The organism is Streptomyces sp. NPDC002896 (assembly GCF_040295225.1).
Taxonomy (GTDB): Bacteria; Actinomycetota; Actinomycetes; order Streptomycetales; family Streptomycetaceae; genus Streptomyces.
On the sequence record NZ_JBEOVA010000031.1, the window covers coordinates 1 to 18,240 of the forward strand.

Below are 18,240 nucleotides of genomic sequence, written 5' to 3' on the forward strand. Positions count from 1 at the left end.
CATCACCGGGTGCCCTTCGCGGCGAACTTGGCGATGGTGTCGACGTTGCTGCTGTCGACGAACGCCGGACCGGTCAGCACCGGCTGCTCACCGCCGCCGCTGTAGTTGCCGTTGTTCTTGTAGAGCCACAGGGAGTCGACCGCGAGGTAGCCCTGCAGGTAGGGCTGCTGATCGACGGCGAACTGGATGTCGCCCTTCTTGATGGCGGAGACGAGGTCCTTGTTCAGGTCGAAGGTCGCAACCTTGGCCTTGCTGCCCGCGTCGGACACGGACTGGACGGCCGTGAGCGCGAAGGGGGCGCCGAGCGTGACCACTTCGTCGATGGAGCTGTCCTGCTTGAGCTTGGCGGTGATCGTCGACTTCACGGACGGCATGTCCGTGCCGTTGACGTAGAGGTTGTCGGTCTTGCCGTTGAAGGTCTTCTTCACGCCGGCGCAGCGCTCTTCGAGGTTGACGTCTCCCTGCGCCTGGACGACGCACAGTGCGTGCTTGGCACCGGTCCCGTTGAGCTTGCTGCCGAGCGCCTGGCCCGAGACGGACTCGTCCTGGCCGAAGAACTCCAGCAGACCCTGCTTCTTCCAGACGCTCAGGCCGGCGTTGAAGCCGACGACGGGGATGCCGGCCTTCTCGGCCTTGGCGACCACGGCCTTCATGGCGTCCGGCTTGGCGAGAGTGACCGCGATGCCGTCGACCTTCTGGTCGATCGCGTTCTGCACCAGGTTGGCCTGGTCGCCTGCGTTCTCGTCGTTGGAGTAGATGAGCTTGATGTTGTCCTTGGCGGCGGCGGCCTCGGCACCCTTGCGGATCGTGTCCCAGAAGGTGTCACCGGAGGGCGCGTGGGTGACCATCGCGACCGTCATGCGGGGGGTGGTGGCCCTGCCAGCGGAGACATCGTTCGCGGATTCCTCGGCCTTCTTGCCGCCGGAGCTGCTGGAGCAGCCCGCGAGGGTCAGGGCGGCCGCGGCGGCCACGGCCGCGACGGGGACGACTCTGCGGGAAAGGGGAAGGGATGTGCGGTTCATGGTTCGTACACCTCACTGTGCCAAGGGAGAGAGAAGTGGATCCGCGGCTGCTGGATGGGCCGGGGGCGGTCGCGACGGCCTCGGTCAGGGTCGCGATACGGCAGGGGAGAGCAGGCTGAATCCGGTTCGGCCGGTCTCAGAAGGGGGTGGTGGCGCCTGCAGTCGACGGCGGCCACACGCAGGACCTCGATCTGGTCGAGTTCGCGGTCTTCGTGGTCTTCCTGGTATGCGTGGTCTTCGTGGTCTTCGTGTTCGAGCTGTCACAGCCGTGTCGGGGTTGAGAGATCGTGCAGCGCCTTGAGGAACATGGTCCGGAAGGCGATGCCACGGCCGGAGTCGGCATGCTTGGAGCCGAAGTCGGCATGCCTGGAGCCGTTGCGACGGGCCGTGTCGCCGGCGAGCGCCTTTTGGGCGTCGTCTACGGCGACCAGGCGGATCTTGGGCAGCCCGTTGTCGTGCACTGTCGGGGCCACTCGGTAGCCGCCCAGATGGGCGCAGCCGGCGGTACCGACGCCGATGGCGCCCATCCCGATCGACTGCGTCCTCACTGAGGCTCCTCTCCAGCGCCAAAAGGCGCTGTGGCAGGGGAGTCGGAGAGCGCGATCCGTAAGGTGTCGCGCACCCTCGAGCTGACTTCGTTGGAACAACAGGACAATTTAAAGCGATTTAAGTTCTGGTACTATCGGCTCGTTTCGTGAGCGTGTCAAGGGTGTTGCGCGAGGAGATTGCCGCGGGGAGGCACAAGTGGACGATGACGGTTCCGCACGTCACCGGAACGGCACGAACAAGCGCCCCCGGCTGGAGGACGTGGCCGCCCGGGTGGGGCTGTCCACAGCGTCGGTGTCCCTGGTCCTGCGCGGTGTGCCCGGCCCCAGCGAACGGACCCGGCAGCGTGTCCTGAAAGCGGCCGCCGACCTCGGCTACCAGGCCGACCGCACCGCCAGTCTGCTGGCCAGCAGGCGTACGCGGTTGCTCGGCGTCATGGTCGACATCCACAGCCCCTTCCACGCCGAACTGGTCGAGCACCTGCACTCGGCCGCCGAGGATGTCGGTTACGACCTCGTCCTGAGCACCCTGACCCGCACCCGCGACGAGCACACCGCCGTGGAGACGCTGCTCGCGTTCCGAAGCGAGGCGCTGATCCTGCTCGGCCCCACCGCGCCCGCGGACACGCTCTCTGCCCTCGACGGCAAGGCCCCCGTCATCGTCGTCGGCCGACGGATCGCCGATACGGGCCTGGACGTCGTACGCACCGCGGACGACGACGGCGTGGGCCAGATCGTCGACCACCTGGTCGGCCTCGGTCACCGCAAGATCGTCTACGTCGACGGCGGCAAGGGCGTCATCGCCACGGACCGGCGCCGCGGCTATCGCACGGCCATGCGCCGCCACGGCCTGGACGAGCACATCCAGGTCCTGCACGGCGACAACACGGAAGCGGCCGGCGAACGCGCTGCCCACCACATCCTCGACGTCGGCGACCTGCCCACCGCCGTCGTCGCCTTCAACGACCAGTGCGCCATCGGCGTACTGGCCGCCCTCTCCCGCGCCAGTATCGCCGTCCCGGGCCGGGTGTCCGTGGCCGGCTACGACGACGACACCCTCTCCCGCCTCAGCTGCTTCAACCTGACCACCGTCAGCCAGAGCGCCCGGGAACAGGCCCGGCACGCGGTGACCGCCGCCGTCGAACGCCTCGACCAGGGGCGCACCGAGCCGCGGGAGGTCGTCCTCAACCCGCGGCTCATCCTCCGCGGCACCACAGCTGAGCCCGCCTGACGGACCCGCCGTAGTGCTTCCGGTCGGGTGTCGGTGCCGTGGCTCAGGCGGTGAACAGCTGTCACCTGTTCCTCTGGTCGTGCGGGCGGACGGTCCCAGCGTCCGTGACGGCTGCGATGCGGATCGCCGCGCTCAGCTCGTCAGGGGTGGCGCCTGGAGAACGGACCCGCCGACTCCGGCACGCGGGGCGCGGCGTAGGCGTACCCCTCGTGCAACGAGCGTGGCGTTCAGGCCCTGGGTTCGGCGGTCTTGTCCTCCCCGGGGGCGAGACCGCCGAAGGCGGGATGGCGGTGACCCGATCGGGTGTGGTGACCTCCCGGCGATCGGACCACCCCGGCTCACACAAAGAGGTGGTGGCCGTAGGGTCGCCTCATGGATGCGTTGTTGCCGTACCTGATCGTCACGGGTGCCCTGGGCGCGATCATTGGCTTCTTCGCATGGCTGGCCTCCGTGGTGCGTCGCCGCGGTGTGGCAGGTGCGGGCATCCGGGCTGCCATGGCTTCCTACGATGAGGCGTTCCATGTGACGGCTCACGACTCTCACTATGAGATCCAGGCGCAGGCAGAGGCCGAGAGCCGCGTGAGCTCACCCGACGCCCCTTGGAGGCTGGGCGGAGGCATCACCGCTTCACCGGCGGCCGACATGGGAGGGACGGTCCAGCTGCGTCCTCGTCGGCGGGGGCGAGGTCTGCGTCGCGGGTTCGGCCTTCTGGGGCGCCGACGCTGACGTTGCGTGTTTCCGATGCCCCAACTTCGAGATGTCGCACAGTCCGGCGACCTGGCACAGCGTCAAATCGGTGCGCCTGTACGTTACGACCAGCAGCACATGTCCGGGAACGGCAGGCCCCAGGCCCGCCCCGCCCATAGGCAGGACGTTGGGATCCTGGACACTGGTGCCGCTGCCACCACCGCGCGTCGGCCTCCACGTTGGTGTCGACTGGGATGCTTGTCCAGGACTGGTCAACGGACCCGCTGATGTGGGCGGGATCGACCAGCACGAACGCCGCCGAGCACGTCGGCAAGGTGTGCGATTATGGCTGGCAGAGCCCGACTGGCTCCTGGACGAGGTGCGCCGTACCCAGCCATGACAAGACGACGCGGGGAGTCTGTCGTGGCATGGATCGTTCTGGTGGCGTCCGGAGTGCTGGAAGCGGTGTGGGCGACGGCGCTGGGCAAGTCGGAGGGCTTCAGTCGTCCCTTGCCGACCGTTGTCTTCGGCGTCGGCCTGATACTGAGCATGGTGGGCCTCTCCTTCGCGTTGCGGACGGTGCCGGTGGGCACCGGGTACGCGATCTGGGTAGGCATCGGAGCGGTGCTCACCGCGACGTACGCCATGCTCTTCTGCGGTGAGTCCGCAAGCCCTCTGAAGCTGCTGCTGCTGGCCGGCATCGTCGGTTGCGTGGCCGGTCTGAAGCTGGCGCACTGAGTGCCAGGCTGACGCCGGCGAGGGGGCGGGGGAGAGGGCCTTTCGATGCGCCGGCGGCGGGGCAACGCGATGCAGCCGGAGGTGTTCTTGGGGTGGCTGACCGATTCGATGGTCAGCTTGAGGTACTTCTTTGCCCAGGTCATGAGCCGCCGTGTACGCGAGGCAGGTGGTCGAGACCCGCAAGGTCGATGAGGGCGCGGTCTGGCCCTCCTCGTCAGCCCCCGGGACGGCGCTGCGCGTCCGAGTGCAGCATGTCTGGTCTGCCGACCGCCGAGCGCGAATGGCCGCAGGCAGCGGCCTGCCTTTTCCGCCGGAGCTTGATGTCAGATTTGCCTGGATATGCTGCGGTTTATGATCAAGTCCGAACGGCTGCGGCGCCGTCGTCCCAGCTACGGCGGCCGGTGGCAATCCGCGCTGCTGTCGCCGGTGATCCTGACCGTCCTCATCGCCAGCCTTGCGTTCGCCACCCCGAGGGAGGTTGCCTTCAGCCGCCTCCTGCCCGCCGCCCCCGCCCTTGCTGCCTCCATCTGGCCCGTGCTCCCCACTGTCCTGCTTGGGATGTTCTGCCTTCTGGTCATGATCGGTGTCAGTTTCGTGTACACCGATCTGGGGACGGCATACACAGCGGCGGCGATCGTCGCGGTCACCGCGGCGGCCGCATACTCAAGCCATGTTCGACTCCAGCGGGAGGAGGCTCTCGTCCAGATCCGGCTCGTCGCCGACGCAGCCCAGAAGGTGTTGCTGCGCCCCCTGCCGCGCAGCGTCGGGGGCGTCGAGATCGAGTCGCTTTATCTGGCGGCCCAAGCGCAGGCCCGGATCGGCGGCGACTTCTACGAGGCGGCCGACACGCCGTACGGGGTCCGGCTGCTCATCGGCGATGTACGCGGCAAGGGCTTGTCCGCGGTTGGGGCGGCCGCTGCGGTGGTCAACTCCTTCAGGGAGGCAGCGTTCGACGAACCCGATCTGGGAGGCGTCATCCATCGCCTGGAGGCCAGCATCACCCGCCACAGTGCCGCGTTCCCCGCCCAGGACCAGCCCGAGCGCTTCGCCACCGCTCTTCTCGCCGAGATTCCGTATGGCAGCGGCTGCGTCAGGCTCCTCAACTGCGGGCACCCTCCGCCGCTGCTCGTACACTGCGGGGAGATCCGCGTCCTGGAGTCTGCCGCCCCCTCGCCGCTCCTCAACCTCGCGACGCTTCTCGGGGACCACTACAGCGTCGAAACCGTCGCTTTCGTCCCGGGCGATCAGCTGCTGCTCTACACCGACGGCGTCACGGAGACCCGTAACCGGGTCGGCGAGTTCTTCCCGCTGCCGGACTGGATGCGGCGGCAAGGCCCAGCGCCGCCCCGCGAGCTGCTCGACCGACTTCACCGGGACCTCGTCCACTTCAGCAGCGGAAGGCTCGATGACGACATCGCGGCCCTGGCTGTCCGTTCTCAGTGAAGGTGAGCCAGGGCGGCGCCTGTGATCAGCGGTGGTTCACGTTGAGTGAGCCCGACGGCCCTGGTCCGTCTCACTCAACCTGGGTTCCTGTTACGAGGATGAGCACGATTGAGCTTGCGATGTGTTTCGCCTGGCGATTTGGTTCCGAGCGTCAGCAGGCCGCCGGTCCGGCCAGGACGAGTGCGGTGCTCGGCCTACGGAGGATGACACGCCGGGGCGGCCGGTCCGAGACCAGGCCGCCAATTGCGGCCATGACCTCGTGCAGGGTTTCACGACGGCCGATCCAGCGTTGCAGCGACCGCCACTGCTTCGGCTCGGCGATGGCGTGTTCCACCATGATCCGCCGCCGGGATTGGCGGCGGCGGGTGCGGTCGTAGTGCTTCCTTTCGCCGGGCCCCGCGTTCTTGGCGGGTTTCTTCGGTGGGGCGCTGACTTGGTGGGGGAAGTCGCGGGCCACCCGGTGTAGCCGGTGTCGACTTCGGCTTTCACCGTGGGGTGCAGCCGGAGTTGCTCTTCGATGCCCTCGGTCCGGACCTGGGTGACGTCGTGCATCCGTCCGGGGCACACCGCACCGAGCCGCAGGCCCCGGAGCGCCCGTCGCTGATCACCGCGACTTTCTCGGCGTTCTGTTTCTTCTTCCCCGACACGTAGGCCGTGCGCCCGCGGCGGCTGCGAGTTCGGGCGCCGGACCTGCACCTCGGTGCCGTCGAGGCGCAGCATGACCCCTTCGCCCTCGGCGTGGGCGAACACGTCCTCCAACGTACGCAGATCACGGTTTGGTCCGGCACCAGCCGCACGTACCCGGTCACGACCCCGACGCTCCCGCAGTGAGCGTTTCCGCAGCGCCGAACGCGGGTCGGCCAGCTCCTCGATCAACTCGGTCAGGTATTGACGGGAGATGCCCGTGAAGACAGGCTGCGAGAGAGCCGCGCGGGCTCGCGCGTACCTCAGACAATGCCACGCCTCAATGCGCTCAGGAGTCGTCGCCATGACTGCAGGGCGGCCCCGAAAGGCTGATCGCGAGGCGTCAGCGGAGCGCAACCTCGCCCGCGTGGACGGCACGCATGGCGCGCTCGACAGTCTCCTGGTTTTCGCCGACCGGAGCCACGTAGCCGATGACGTCGCGCGCGGCGTCCTCCCCGAGCATTCGGATGATCACCCACGTGGCGAGATATTGAGAGGCCAGGCAACCGCCCGCCGTAGCGATGTTCCCCTCGGCGTGGAACGGCACGTCCAGCACGGTGACGTCGCAGGCTTCGACAAAGGGTCGGCTCGTCATGTCCGTGCAAGCCGGCATGCCATCCAGCAACCCGAGCCGGGCGAGCACCAGCGCGCCGGAACACTGCGCACCGATCAGCTGTCGCGAAGGGTCGAGCAACAGCCTGGAGATCAGCCGGTCGTCGGCGACCACGTCTCGCGCCTTCACCCCGCTACCGATCAGCACGACGTCGGCCTCGGTCACGAACTCCATCGGGCGCTGCCCGGTCACCTCGACCCCGTTCATCGACGTGACCACCGGCGTCGGCGTCGTAATGAAGGCTTCCAAGCCGTCCTTACGGCACCGGTTGATCAGCGCGGAAGCGATGAAGCTGTCGAGCTCGTTGAACCCGTCGAAGGTGACCACGGCTACCTGCATCACAACTCCTTCAAGTAGGCATCAGATGTCCAGTCTCCCTGGCGCGCCGTTCCGGGCCGAGAGCCAATCAGCGGCTGGTGGCATGCCTACCGCCGCTCTGCGTTTCGCGCTCCGAGCCTGAGTACCGTACTTATTGTCCCGCCGACCTGCTGACATCCCGAGGCTCGCCAGGCTCAGCTCAGCGAGAGCACAATCGTGCTCGCCCTCGTTAGGACTTACCGGCTCGGCGACTTGGTCGGGGGGATATCCAGTAGACGTCGGGCGACAGTTCGTGGCCGTATGACTTGTCCAGTGCCGGCGCTGGTCGCCGGCCTTGAAGGCGACGAGCAGATGGCCGCCCGGGTCTAGCAGCCGATGAAGCTCTGCGAACACCGTCGGCAGCAGCTCCGGCGGCGTGCGGACGGTGCCCGGCGGACCGTTCGCCGCCGAGCGTGCCTGAGGGGCGTCCGCAGCCCAACCGCGACCCGGGGTCCGGGCTGCTGCGCCCGGGGCGGACACGCGTTGACGCAGATGGGCCGTGAGTACTCCACCTGGACATCGGGCGCGGCTCCGTCGTCGAGCTGCCAGGCGAGGAGACCGAGCGCCGCTGAACCGCGACCAGCCCGAGTGGCCGATCGCCCACGTGGTCGCCCACGGCGTCAGCCGCGACCAGTTCATGGCGCGGCACAAGGCCAACCACGCCCAGCTCGCGTACGCTCCCGACGTCGCCACCGCCGACGCCGCACTCGTCGCCAAGGCGGCGGCCTTCCACGAACTCGGTGTCACCGTCCACCTCTGCGGGGAAGTCCGAGTATGAGCTTCCTCGGTGTGGACATCGGCACCTCCAGCAGCAAGGGCGTCCTGGTCGACGCCTCCGGCACGGTCGAGACGACCGCCGTGCGCCGGCACACGGTCTCCCGGCCGAAACCGGGGCACGTCGAGATGGACCCCGAGGTGTGGTGGGAGGAGTTCTGCGGCATCACCCGCGAACTCCTCGCCGACGGCCGGCAGGTGGACGCGGTGGGCGTCAGCGGCATGGGCCCCTGCGTGGCCCTCGCGGACGCTGCGAACCGGCCGCTGCGCCCCGCCGTCCTCTACGGCGTGGACACGCGGGCCGCCGCGCAGATCGACCGGCTGGATGCGGAACTGGGCCGTCAGGCCGTCCTCGACCGCTGCGGCAGCGCGCTGTCCACGCAGGCGGTCGGGCCGAAGGTGGCCTGGGTGGCCGAGCACGAGCCAGACGTGTTCGCCGTCGCACGCCGGCTGTTCATGCCAGCGTCCTTCCTCGCCCACCGGCTCACCGGCGCCTACGTCCTCGACCACCACTCGGCCAGCCAGTCGGTCCCCTTCTACGACACCCTGGCGCAGGACTGGTACCGGCCCTGGGTGGAGACTGTGTGGCCGCACGCGCAACTCCCCGAACTGCGCTGGCCCGGCGACCCGGCCGGCGCGGTGACCACCGAGGCCGCCGCGGCCACCGGGCTCGCCCCGGGCACTCCGGTCATCACCGGCACCATCGACGCCTGGACCGAGGCCGTCAGCGTCGGTGCGACACGGCCGGGCGATCTGATGCTCATGTACGGCACGACGATGTTTCTCGTCGCCACCGTCACCGGGCAGCTGCGGGTGCCCGAGCTGTGGAGCACCGTCGGCGCCTTCCCCGGCACGCGCTCCCTGGCCGGCGGCATGGCCACCTCGGGAGCGGTCACCGAGTGGTTGCGCGGCCTGTTCGGCTCGCCGGACCATGCGGCCCTGCTCGCGGAGGCCGCGGCAAGCGGCGTCGGTGCGCGGGGTCTTGCCATGCTGCCGTACTTCGCTGGTGAGCGCACTCCGATCGCCGACCCCGACGCCCGCGGCGTGATCGCCGGCCTCACCGTCGAGCACACCCGGGGCGACCTGTACCGCGCCGCGCTCGAGGCCACCGCGCACGGCGTACGCCACAACATCGAGGCGATGCGGAAGGCGGGCGCCGCGATCGAGCGTGTCGTCGCGGTCGGCGGCGGCACGCAGGGCGGGCTGTGGACGCAGATCGTCTCCGACGTCACCGGGCTGCCGCAGGACGTCCCGACCGTCACTATCGGCGCCAGTTACGGCGCCGCCTGGCTGGCCGCGCAGCTGACCGCGGAGGCGGACATCGCGGTCTGGAACCCCATGCGTGAGCAGCGCGTGCCGGACCCGGCCGCGGTGGCCGCGTACGACCGGCTGCACGGGCTGTACCGGGACCTGTATCCGGCGACCCGGGCAACGGCCCATGCCCTGGCCCGGTTTCAGCGCGGGGGCTGACGCCGCCGGATCCGTATACGACACGGCGGGTGCACGGTCCTTCGTGCACCCGCCGCTTGCGCTCGCGTCGAGGTCGTACGTCCCCCCCCTTGCCGGAGCGGGCACCATTGGCGCGCTGACCTGCCCGGACAAGGAACATGCCAAGACCTCGATGCTCGCCCTGCGCCTTGCTCCAGAGCAGTCTCGTGCAGATCAACACCCTGCTGCTTCAGCAGGTCCTGGCCGAACCGGCCTGGGCGCACAAGCTGACGGATGAGGACCGGCGCGGCCTGACCGCGCTGTTCTGGTCGAACATCAACCCGTACGGCACCTTCCGCCTCGACATGGACAAGCCTCGAACTCCCCCTGTCCGCCGCCGTACCTGGTCCTCACCGTGCTGCCGACGACACCCGCCCGCACGACGGGATCGGCATCAGAGGGCCATGGACAACCAGCGTGAGCTCACCGATGACGAGGCGAACGACCTGCTCGACGGTGGCGAGCGGGACGCCGGATGGGACCCGAACGACGAGTACGAGTGGGGCCGGTGAACGTGCCAGGCGCCCGGGCGGGCGCCGTCACGCTCCGCGCCCGGATCAAGCTAGGACTTGTTCAGGTAGGTGAGGACGGCGAGGACGCGGCGGTTGCTGTCGTCGTCGGCGGCGATGCCGAGCTTGCCGAACATGGAGGTGGTGTACTTGCCGACGGCACTCTCGCTGAGGAAGAGGCGGCGGCCGATGGCCCGGTTGGACAGTCCCTCCGCCATGAGGCCCAACACGGAGTACTCGCGTTCGGTGAGCCGCTCGAGACCCCGGTTCGCGGATCTGTTGGACAGCAGTTTCGCGATGACGGCCGGGTCCATGGCGGTCCCGCCGCCCGCGACGCGTTCCAGGGCGCCGATGAACTGGTCGGCGTCGAACACGCTTTCCTTGAGGAGGTAGCCGACGCCGCCGGAGCCGTCGGCCAGGAGCTCCCGGGCGTACAGCTGCTCGACATGCTGGGAGAGGATGAGGACCGGCAGCCCGGGCATCTCGCCGCGGGCGGCGATGGCCGCCCGCAGGCCCTCGTCCGACTGGTTCGGCGGCAAGCGGACGTCGATGACGGACACATCCGGCTGCCACGTCCGCAGCGCGTCGAGCGTCTCGGGCCCGGTGGCCGCCGTCGCCACCACCTGATGCCCGTACGCCTCGATCAGGCGGACCATCCCGTCGCGCAGGAGGTAGAGGTCTTCGGCTACGACGATTCGCATGGCACCGCCATCCTCACACGGGTCGGGCCGCCCGGCGGGCTGGTGATCTCCAGAGTGCCGTCGAAGACCGCGAGGCGGCGGCGCAGTCCCGCGAGCCCGCCGCCGGCCCGGAGGTCGGCCCCGCCCCGGCCGTCGTCCTCGACCTCGACGATGAGGCCGGCGGCGTCGCGGGCGAGGGAGATGCGCGCCCGGGATGCCTGGGCGTGCCTGACCGCGTTGGTCAGCAACTCGGCGACGCCGAAGTAGACGGCGGACTCGATCGGCGGGTCCAGGCGCAGCCGGGCGTCGGCGCTGACGGCCACGTCGAGGGGTATGTCCAGGGCGAGGGCGCGGACGGCGTCGACGAGCCCTCGCTCGTTCAGCACCGGCGGGCTGATTCCCCGGATCAATTCGCGGAGTTCGGCCAGCGAGGCTGTGGCGCCGGCCTGCGCGTCCCGCATCAGTGCCCTGGCCTGGTCGGGGTCGCGCTCCATCAGCTTCTCGGCGGTCGCCAGGGAGAGCCCGAGCGCAACCAGGCGGGCCTGCGCCCCGTCGTGCAGGTCCCGTTCGATCCTGCGGATCTCGGCGGCCTGCGCGACCGTCGTGTCCGCGCGCTGGGCGGTCAGCTCGTCCACCCGGTCCGCCAGCGCCATCGCGGGCGACGGGCGCAGGAAGCGGACGGCCACCGGCTCGACGGGCCGCCAGGCGTAGGGGGCGCTGGCGACGCCCACGATCAGGCCGAGCGCGCCGACGACGCGCGCGGCGGGCCCCGACTGGCCGAGCCCGAGGACCGCCGTGGCCACCCCGGCCGGAGGGAGGGACGCGACCACGCCCGCGGTGAGCGGTGCGATCGCCGTGAACCGCAGGTCGCGCCAGTTGGCGGGGTCGCTCCACCGGACCCGCCACTTCTGATCCAGGAGGGCGTCGCGGCTGGTGCGCTCATAGCTGAAGCCGTTCCACCAGTACCCGGTGGACATCCGCGTCACCGGCCCGGCCTGCCGGTATCCGGCGGGGATGACGGTGGCAGTCCACCTCGTGACGAGGAGGCGGACGATCCGGCAGACCGGGCGTGACAGGGCGAGCGTGCCCACGCACACCAGCACGAACGGCGCTATCCACGACCACGGGTTTCCCGCCCCCCACCACATCCCCAGCGCCACGGCGGCGGCCCACACGGCCGGAACCAGCATGCTGACGAGCGCCACGACGCACGCCCGTAAGAACCCCACGCCGGCACGCGCCAGCCACGAACCCAGCTGTCTCATGTTTCTTCCTTCGCTTTCCGTTCGGGCTTCCACTGTGCACCGCGCGGAGCCCGCTACTGCCCTGGTCAGCCGGAAAGTGGGGCTATCCCCACCTACCCGTGCGTCCAGGCCGATACCGCGCCGGCCAAGCGCTTCATAGCGTCGGTGAGCATGGAAACCAACACGCACACCACGGCCGGAGCCGGCTGCCTCGACCATCCGCACACCCGGCAGGCCTTCGGTAGGGCGAGGACCCTCGTCGCCGCTTACGGCGCGCTCAGCGTCGCCGTCCTCGCCGCAGTTGCTGTCCTCGCGATGACCGAGCACGCGGTGACCTCGTTCATGTGGGGACGATCGGTCGGGGTGCTCGCGAGCGCCGCCGTGACCTACTGGCTGACCGCCCTCGCCTCGCGCGGAGCGCGATGGGCCTACCTGCGCGTACGCATCATCTCGATCGTCATGCCTCTCGCGATCATCGCCATCGACGTGATCCCCGGCACCCTACCGGCGTGGTTCATCATGCTGCAGGCCACCTGCGCCCTCGCCATCGCCGCAGCCGCTTTCCCCATCAACGGATCCACGCTGCGCGCCGCCTTCCCCAAGACGCGCTGATCGGGCGTCGGGCGCGTTACCGGTATTCTCCCCCCCTCGGTGGCGCGCCGCCCCGCGATACGGCGTCTACCGCTCAGCGGCAGGGTGTGGGTGCCCTCCCCGAGGACGGCCCGCGGTCCGGGGGGCGAGGCCGCGCAGAGCCGGGGTGTGGGGCGATGTTGCTTAATAGGCTCCGCTCATGACCAGTGATCTCGGATTCACCTGCTCGTGCTGCGGTGAGCTCCACACAGAACTGCCGATTGGGTTGTGGCGTCCTCGGCGCGATGGAGCGCGCTTCGGCAGAGCTAGCGCGGGCCGAGGCCGGTCCGTCCGTCGAGAAGTTCGCGGGCGGCGTCGAGGTGGCCCAGGTGACGGGCGGTCTCTTCGATCATGTGCAGGACGATCCAGCGCAGGTCGGTGATGTCGTCGTCGATGTCGGCATCGTGCTGGCCGACCGGCTTCGTATCCAACGACGTGCCGGCCAGCACGGCGTTGGCCCGTTCACACTGCTCCCGGTAGAAGGCGAAGACCTCCGCAACCGATCGCGCCGACGTGAACTCTGCGGCGGCGGCGTCGGGTTCGTCGATCCACGGCACATCCACCGCGCTTCCGCAGGCGACCTCCTGGAACCAGTGGCGCTCAGCATCGCCGAGATGCTCGATAAGCCCGAGTGGCGTCCAGCCTGTCGGCAGGACCGGAGTCCGCAACTGCTCGTCGGTGAGCCCTTCGAGGATCGCGAGCGCGCAGGACCGCTGGGCGTCGAGGAAATGCTGCAGGGCAGCTGCTTCAGCGGTCATCGAACTGCTGTGAACCATCGTGGTCCTCTCGGGTACGCCGATCCGTTGGCATGGATGCTCGTGGACTACCTCCGTTCAGACCTTCGCCGTACGGGAATCTCATCGCCGATGGGCGGGGAATGCGAAGGCGCTTCGCCCCTGATACATCCCGGTGCTGCGCGGGATGCTGGTCCGAGTAGCGGAGGCCCTGGCCAGCCGGGCCGGGGCCCTACGCGCGAAGAGGTTCGGCATGCCGGCCGACAAGCACTTATTTGGGACAAGACATTTCGAGCCGTCGTCGCTCCACCTCCGTTGTCACCTATTACGGCGTAACAGGTGACGACACAGCAGGGGCCAGGTGGCCTTGGTGGAGCCGCGGGGGAGCACGAGGGGCCAGGGAGCTATACGCCGCAATAGCTCCCTGCCGATGCCAACCGTCGACGACTACGCCCGCCCCTCCAGCAACAGCACGTTCCAGGCAGCAGTCAGCATGGCGTCATTCCGGCTCTGGGCAAGGATCGTCTGAGAACGGACCCTGGCCGCGACGCAGTCGGACGCTCCAGCGGCTGTCCTGCCGCTCCAGGATCAGGGGCAGGTCGAAGCACTTGCTGACTTGATCGCTGGTGAGCGTCTCGTCGACGCTTCCCTGCGCGATGGCACGGCCCTCGCGAAGGAGCAGTGCAAGCGTGGTACCGGAAGGCAGTTCCTCCAGGTGATGGGTGACCAGCACCACTGCCCCTGACACGATGACCGATGACGCCCATGAAGTACTTGAGTTCACCGGCGACATTACGGACTACTGGTCGTACACCCAGATCCGCGACTGGGTTCTGCTGCAGCCGGATATGACGCGTACTGCCCTGCACCTGTACCTGTTGCTCCGGTCGATGGTCTCGGAAAGCGTTCGGCGCAACGGTGGAGCCCTGCGGCGCATGCCCCTCGACCAGTTGTGCCGGCACCTCCCCAGCGTCAACGGCAAGCCGGCCAGCCTCACCATGATCAAGGACGCCCTGCGTCTGCTGGCGGCCGCCCTCCGCGGCGGGCAGGCCCGGAGGGGTCCGCGAGGCGTAGGCAGAGCGACCCGATGCCCTCAGTCAGCCGGGAGTCCCTGACAGCGTGCGGGGCGGTGGCGTTTTGCGTTCTCAGGACGTTGCGCGGGCGAAGTGGAGGGATGCGGTGACGGTGGTGTGGCCGCGCATCATGCCCAGCTGGTTCCAGCCCATGGCGAACTGCTCCCGGTCCACGGTGAACTCTGCTGTGAGTGTGACCGTGTCGGCGCTCGCCTCGGTGAGGTGGGCGGTGAAGGACTGCGGACGGCTGATGCCGCGCACGGTCAGCTGACCGGCTACCTGGACCGTCTTGTCGCCCTCGGCAGTCGCGCTGCGCACGGCGAAGGTGACCTCGGGGTGCCGGTCCGCGTCGAAGAAGTCGGCGGACCGCAGGTGAGTGTCGCGCTTGGCGTTCTTGGTGTCGAGGGAGGCGGCGTCCAGGGTGATCGAACCGCTGGCTGAACCGTCGGGGCTGACCTCACCCCCGCCAGTGAGACCGGCGAAGGTGCCCTTCACGGTAACCAAGCCCCACATCGTCTTGTGCCGGACGCTGACGGTGGAACGGGCCGGGTCGAGTTGCCAGGTGCCGGTTTCGACTGCCACGGACATGAAGCCCTCCTGAGGGGATGCGTGGGGTCAGTGGGGGAGGAGGTCGGGAGGCCGTCCCCCAAGTCGTCCAAATTTGGATGACTGCAGGCTAGTCGATACTCCAAAATTGGACAACAGGTAGACTGGGACACCATGGCCGACTCTCCCGACCCCGCCGACCTGCCCGGATGTGACGCGGCAGGTGAGTCCGGCCTGCTGCCAACCGAACTGCGGGCCTGGATGGGGCTGCTGGCCGCAGCGGGCGCGATCGAGCAGCAGCTGCGTTCCCGCGTGAAGGAGACGCTCGGCGTCTCCCACGACGAGTTCCTGGTGCTGTGTCTCCTGGCCGACGGGCCCGCTACCGGCCTGCGCATGACGCAGATCGCCGAGCGCCTCGGCCGTCCCAAGACCCGGCTCACCTACCAGGTGGCATGCCTCCAGCACGCAGGACTCATAACCCGCAGCACTGCGTGCGGCGACCGGCGCGGCATCCAGGTGACGCTCACCGACAAGGCACGGCAGCGCCTCCGGGAAGCCTCCGGCGCGCTGGCCGAAGCCGTCACCCAGGCCGTCAAGGGCCTGGACGGTCTGCACGACTGCGCGATGATGCGCAGTCTGCTGCCGGACTCGGCGAATGCCGAGGACCACGCGTAGGTCCCCCCAGCGCCCACGCCTGGACCCCGACCTCCTGTCTGAGCGGCTCGTCACGTGGACAGGGATGCCGTCCGAACCGACGGTGGAGACCGCGCTTAGCGTGATATTTGACCCAAGGTCTCAGGCCCCTCCTCCGGCTGTCGTGTCAGCTCTGGAAGAGGTCGATGCGGTTGCCGCTGGGGTCCGTCACACAAGAGGAGCGTGGCTTCCAGGGCCTGTCGGCCGGGGCATCGACTTCGGCCGCGCCTGCGTCAAGCGCCCGCTTGTGGACTGTGTCGAGGTCGGCGACCAGAAGGCCGAACCGTGACGGGCCGACGGGGCCGGGGTGGCCGGGCTCATCGAGAGTCAACCGCCGCCGGCTGCCAACCCGCACTCTTCGCCGTGGTAGCCCGCGCGGCGTGGCTTGGTGCCTCTCTTGTGGTGGCCCGGGCGGGTGTATGCCTGGCCGGTGGCGAGGACACGTCCGACGTCGACCCAGTTCGAGGTTCCTTCTCCGAGCGGTGGGAGAAATGCGCTGGACATCGCACAGGCCGGCGGCGAGCGTTGACGGAATGCGACAGGAGAACATCTGGGACGTCGATGCTGCCCAGCGCTATGACACGCCCGGCTCCGGCATGTTCGCGCCCGAGGTCTTGGGGCCGACCGTGGACCGCCTCACCCAGCTCGCAGGGGACGGAGCAGCGCTTGAGTTCGCCATCGGGACCGGCCGGGTAGCCGTCCCGCTCGCCGGGCGAGGAGTCCCCGTCACCGGCATCGAGCTGTCGCACCCGATGGTGGAGCAACTGCGAACCAAGGCAGACGAAGCAACGATCCCAGTGATCATTGGTGACATGGCGACCACCGTCGCCCCCGGGAAATACAACCTCGTCTATCTCGTCTACAACACGATCTCCAACCTGCTCACCCAGGCTGAGCAGGTCGAGTGCTTCCGCAACGCGGCCCGCCACCTCACGCCTGGTGGTCGGTTCGTGATCGAGCTCTGGGTACCCGAGCTGCGCAAGCTCCCGCCGGGCCAAACGGCCACCGTCTGGCAGTCCGACCCCGGCTACATCGGTTTGGACACCTACGACGTCCTGCGCCAGCAGGTGGTATCGCACCACTTCCGGTTCGACGAGACCATGCAGGCGCGGCTGTTCCGCAGCCCCCACCGCTATATCTGGCCGGCCGAACTCGACCTCATGGCTCAGCTGGCCGGATTCGAACTGGAGACCAGGCATGCGGACTGGGCCGGTGCCGCATTCACCGCCGAGTCGCGTTCTCACGTCTCCGTCTACCGCATCCCGCCAACGCAGTAGCTCCGCTACGGTCCGGGATGGATGCCGCTCCTCCGACCTCGTCCCGGAGCGCGCGGCTGTACCAGTGCTGCGGCTTCGGTCGGCCGAAGGAGGTGGTCGAGGGGGCGTCGCTGGCGGTGTGCTCTCCGCGCCGCCGGCCATCGGCGAGGTCTTCGACTCGGTGCACTACTACACGACGTCCCCGCACGCCTGGCACTGGCCCCCGGCTGCCGGCTCCGGCCGACCGTCGCCGCCCGTCAGCTCGCCGGTCCGGTACTGCCTCGCTTCACCAGCTTCGGACCGGTGACCTGGAAGTGGCCGATCGTCCTGCCCTCGACCAGTTCCCGCAACTGCCGGGCCGCCCTGGCCCCGTAGTCCACGATGTCCCGGTTCACAGCGGTGAGTCCGGGCTCGACCAGCTCGCACAGGGCGGAGTCGTCCCAGGCCACCATCGAGACGTCCCCGGGGACGGCCAGTCCCATGTGGCGGGCGGCGCTGAGGCCGGAGACGGCCATCACGTCATTGTCGTACAGCACGGCCGTGGGACGCGGATCGCGGGTCAGCACCTCGCGGGTCGCGGCGGCACCCTGCTCGCCGGTGTAGTCGGCCTCGAGGGTGGTGAGCCGCATCCCGAGCTCGCGGGTGGCCTCCTCGAACGCGGTGGCGCGGATGCGGGTGTGCCACAGCGCGCCGGGACCACTGATCCGGGCGACCGAGCGGTGCCCCAGGGCGGCCAGGTGCGCCAGCGCGGCACGCACGGCCTGCGCGTCGTCGTTCCACACGGCCGGGAGGCTGCCGGTGCCGACCGGATGGCCCACCACCAGGGCGGGCAGGCGCAGTTCCTCCAGCGCTGCTATCCGCGCGTCATCCACCGCGACGTCCACCAGGAACACGCCGTCCACCCGGCGGCTCGCCCACCAGTCGCGGTAGACGGCGATCTGAGCGGCGGTGTCCTCGGCCAGGGTGAACAGCAACGACACACCGCGGCCGGAGAGTTCGACCTGGATGCCGGATATCAGCTGCATGAAGAACGGCTCGATGCCCAGTGTGCGCGCAGGCCGGTCCACGACGAGCCCGTACGCACCCGCCCGCCCATCGGACAGGGCGCGGGCCGCGCTGTTGGGTTTCCAGCCGAGTTCCTCAGCGATGGCGAGGATCCGCTGGCGCGTCCCTTCGGACACGCCCGGTTTGCCGTTGAGCGCGAACGACACGGCACCCTTGGTGACTCCGGCTCGCCGGGCGACGTCCGCCATCGTCGGGCGCTTCACTTGTGCATTCCTCTCCCTTTTGCCG

23 protein-coding genes, 1 pseudogene and 1 riboswitch are annotated in these 18,240 nt (G+C 69.2%); of the genes and pseudogenes, 13 read left to right on the top strand and 11 right to left on the bottom strand.

Translation table 11 applies throughout. The features are described from left to right. Window positions 1-2: 2 nt before the first annotated feature. Window positions 3-1,022: a sugar ABC transporter substrate-binding protein gene (locus ABT009_RS37365; RefSeq protein WP_351305450.1), complete on the bottom strand. Its 1,020-nt coding sequence runs from the start codon at window positions 1,020-1,022 to the stop codon at window positions 3-5. A 149-nt stretch (window positions 1,023-1,171) separates the two neighbouring features. Between ABT009_RS37365 and ABT009_RS37370 the strand changes: the two genes are divergently transcribed. Next, window positions 1,172-1,303, top strand: coding sequence for a hypothetical protein (locus ABT009_RS37370; protein ID WP_351305452.1), 132 nt, complete (start codon window positions 1,172-1,174; stop codon window positions 1,301-1,303). Here the strand turns inward: ABT009_RS37370 and ABT009_RS37375 are convergent. Next, window positions 1,283-1,570, bottom strand: coding sequence for a hypothetical protein (locus tag ABT009_RS37375; RefSeq protein WP_351305454.1), 288 nt, complete (start codon window positions 1,568-1,570; stop codon window positions 1,283-1,285). The two genes, ABT009_RS37370 and ABT009_RS37375, sit on opposite strands and share 21 nt — an antisense overlap. A gap of 196 nt (window positions 1,571-1,766) precedes the next feature. Here ABT009_RS37375 and ABT009_RS37380 point away from each other — a divergent pair, with 196 nt between their 5' ends. The 4 genes from ABT009_RS37380 (at window position 1,767) to ABT009_RS37400 (ending at window position 5,666) form a co-directional block, all read left to right on the top strand. Beyond that, on the top strand, window positions 1,767-2,798 hold the full coding sequence (locus tag ABT009_RS37380) for a LacI family DNA-binding transcriptional regulator (protein ID WP_351305456.1): 1,032 nt from the start codon (window positions 1,767-1,769) through the stop codon (window positions 2,796-2,798). 372 nt (window positions 2,799-3,170) lie between these two features. Beyond that, complete coding sequence (locus ABT009_RS37385; RefSeq protein ID WP_351305458.1) at window positions 3,171-3,524, top strand: hypothetical protein; 354 nt, start codon at window positions 3,171-3,173, stop codon at window positions 3,522-3,524. A 313-nt stretch (window positions 3,525-3,837) separates the two neighbouring features. Continuing rightward, window positions 3,838-3,899, top strand: a riboswitch (guanidine-III (ykkC-III) riboswitch). Between the two features lie 9 nt (window positions 3,900-3,908). Next, the gene (locus ABT009_RS37390; protein WP_351305459.1) at window positions 3,909-4,223 is read left to right on the top strand and encodes a DMT family transporter; all 315 of its coding nucleotides are present in this window, start codon (window positions 3,909-3,911) and stop codon (window positions 4,221-4,223) included. A gap of 351 nt (window positions 4,224-4,574) precedes the next feature. Further along, window positions 4,575-5,666 carry a PP2C family protein-serine/threonine phosphatase gene (locus ABT009_RS37400; protein ID WP_351305461.1) on the top strand — a complete coding sequence of 364 codons (1,092 nt, stop codon included), beginning with the start codon at window positions 4,575-4,577 and terminating at the stop codon, window positions 5,664-5,666. A gap of 151 nt (window positions 5,667-5,817) precedes the next feature. Here the strand turns inward: ABT009_RS37400 and ABT009_RS37405 are convergent, their stop codons facing one another. Beyond that, window positions 5,818-6,123, bottom strand: a complete 306-nt coding sequence (locus ABT009_RS37405) for a transposase (RefSeq protein ID WP_351305463.1) — start codon at window positions 6,121-6,123, stop codon at window positions 5,818-5,820. 50 nt (window positions 6,124-6,173) lie between these two features. Between ABT009_RS37405 and ABT009_RS37410 the strand changes: the two genes are divergently transcribed. Next, window positions 6,174-6,317 (top strand): hypothetical protein, encoded by a 144-nt coding sequence (locus tag ABT009_RS37410; protein WP_351305465.1) that lies wholly within the window; start codon window positions 6,174-6,176, stop codon window positions 6,315-6,317. Between the two features lie 376 nt (window positions 6,318-6,693). Here ABT009_RS37410 and ABT009_RS37415 read toward each other — a convergent pair whose 3' ends face one another. Continuing rightward, complete coding sequence (locus ABT009_RS37415) at window positions 6,694-7,302, bottom strand: DJ-1/PfpI family protein (protein ID WP_351305467.1); 609 nt, start codon at window positions 7,300-7,302, stop codon at window positions 6,694-6,696. Window positions 7,303-7,924: 622 nt separating this feature from the next. Between ABT009_RS37415 and ABT009_RS37425 the strand changes: the two genes are divergently transcribed. From ABT009_RS37425 to ABT009_RS37435, 3 genes are all read left to right on the top strand, one after another. Beyond that, the gene (locus ABT009_RS37425; protein ID WP_351305469.1) at window positions 7,925-8,098 is read left to right on the top strand and encodes a hypothetical protein; all 174 of its coding nucleotides are present in this window, start codon (window positions 7,925-7,927) and stop codon (window positions 8,096-8,098) included. Continuing rightward, entirely contained in the window at window positions 8,095-9,564 is a 1,470-nt protein-coding gene (locus ABT009_RS37430; RefSeq protein ID WP_351305471.1) for an FGGY-family carbohydrate kinase, read from the top strand. Before ABT009_RS37425 ends, ABT009_RS37430 begins: the two co-directional genes overlap by 4 nt. Window positions 9,565-9,749: 185 nt before the next feature. Beyond that, window positions 9,750-10,094: a Tn3 family transposase gene (locus tag ABT009_RS37435; protein ID WP_351305473.1), complete on the top strand. Its 345-nt coding sequence runs from the start codon at window positions 9,750-9,752 to the stop codon at window positions 10,092-10,094. A gap of 50 nt (window positions 10,095-10,144) precedes the next feature. On the opposite strand, the gene ABT009_RS37440 is transcribed toward ABT009_RS37435, so the two are convergent. Together ABT009_RS37440 and ABT009_RS37445 are read right to left on the bottom strand one after the other, a co-directional pair. Continuing rightward, window positions 10,145-10,792 carry a response regulator transcription factor gene (locus ABT009_RS37440; protein ID WP_351305475.1) on the bottom strand — a complete coding sequence of 216 codons (648 nt, stop codon included), beginning with the start codon at window positions 10,790-10,792 and terminating at the stop codon, window positions 10,145-10,147. After that, a complete protein-coding gene (locus tag ABT009_RS37445) occupies window positions 10,777-12,036 on the bottom strand; it encodes a sensor histidine kinase (protein ID WP_351305477.1) in 1,260 nt (419 codons plus the stop codon). Before ABT009_RS37445 ends, ABT009_RS37440 begins: the two co-directional genes overlap by 16 nt. A 150-nt stretch (window positions 12,037-12,186) precedes the next feature. On the opposite strand from ABT009_RS37445, the gene ABT009_RS37450 reads away from it, so the two are divergent. Beyond that, the gene (locus ABT009_RS37450) at window positions 12,187-12,627 is read left to right on the top strand and encodes a hypothetical protein (protein WP_351305479.1); all 441 of its coding nucleotides are present in this window, start codon (window positions 12,187-12,189) and stop codon (window positions 12,625-12,627) included. Between the two features lie 284 nt (window positions 12,628-12,911). On the opposite strand, the gene ABT009_RS37455 is transcribed toward ABT009_RS37450, so the two are convergent. Further along, entirely contained in the window at window positions 12,912-13,403 is a 492-nt protein-coding gene (locus tag ABT009_RS37455; RefSeq protein WP_351305481.1) for a DinB family protein, read from the bottom strand. 475 nt (window positions 13,404-13,878) lie between these two features. Next, window positions 13,879-14,118: pseudogene (locus ABT009_RS37460) on the bottom strand (hypothetical protein); the annotation flags it as partial. Between ABT009_RS37460 and ABT009_RS37465 the strand changes: the two are divergent. Then, entirely contained in the window at window positions 14,102-14,494 is a 393-nt protein-coding gene (locus ABT009_RS37465; protein ID WP_351305625.1) for a hypothetical protein, read from the top strand. The pseudogene ABT009_RS37460 and the gene ABT009_RS37465 sit on opposite strands and share 17 nt — an antisense overlap. Window positions 14,495-14,524: 30 nt before the next feature. On the opposite strand, the gene ABT009_RS37470 is transcribed toward ABT009_RS37465, so the two are convergent. After that, window positions 14,525-15,040, bottom strand: coding sequence for a YceI family protein (locus ABT009_RS37470; protein ID WP_351305483.1), 516 nt, complete (start codon window positions 15,038-15,040; stop codon window positions 14,525-14,527). A gap of 132 nt (window positions 15,041-15,172) precedes the next feature. Between ABT009_RS37470 and ABT009_RS37475 the strand changes: the two genes are divergently transcribed. After that, complete coding sequence (locus tag ABT009_RS37475) at window positions 15,173-15,673, top strand: MarR family winged helix-turn-helix transcriptional regulator (protein WP_351305485.1); 501 nt, start codon at window positions 15,173-15,175, stop codon at window positions 15,671-15,673. 145 nt (window positions 15,674-15,818) lie between these two features. On the opposite strand, the gene ABT009_RS37480 is transcribed toward ABT009_RS37475, so the two are convergent. Beyond that, entirely contained in the window at window positions 15,819-16,046 is a 228-nt protein-coding gene (locus ABT009_RS37480; protein WP_351305487.1) for a VOC family protein, read from the bottom strand. 178 nt (window positions 16,047-16,224) lie between these two features. Here ABT009_RS37480 and ABT009_RS37485 point away from each other — a divergent pair, with 178 nt between their 5' ends. Beyond that, entirely contained in the window at window positions 16,225-16,968 is a 744-nt protein-coding gene (locus ABT009_RS37485; RefSeq protein WP_351305489.1) for a class I SAM-dependent DNA methyltransferase, read from the top strand. Window positions 16,969-17,204: 236 nt separating this feature from the next. Here ABT009_RS37485 and ABT009_RS37490 read toward each other — a convergent pair whose 3' ends face one another. Beyond that, window positions 17,205-18,215: a LacI family DNA-binding transcriptional regulator gene (locus ABT009_RS37490; protein ID WP_351305491.1), complete on the bottom strand. Its 1,011-nt coding sequence runs from the start codon at window positions 18,213-18,215 to the stop codon at window positions 17,205-17,207. Window positions 18,216-18,240 lie beyond the last annotated feature (25 nt).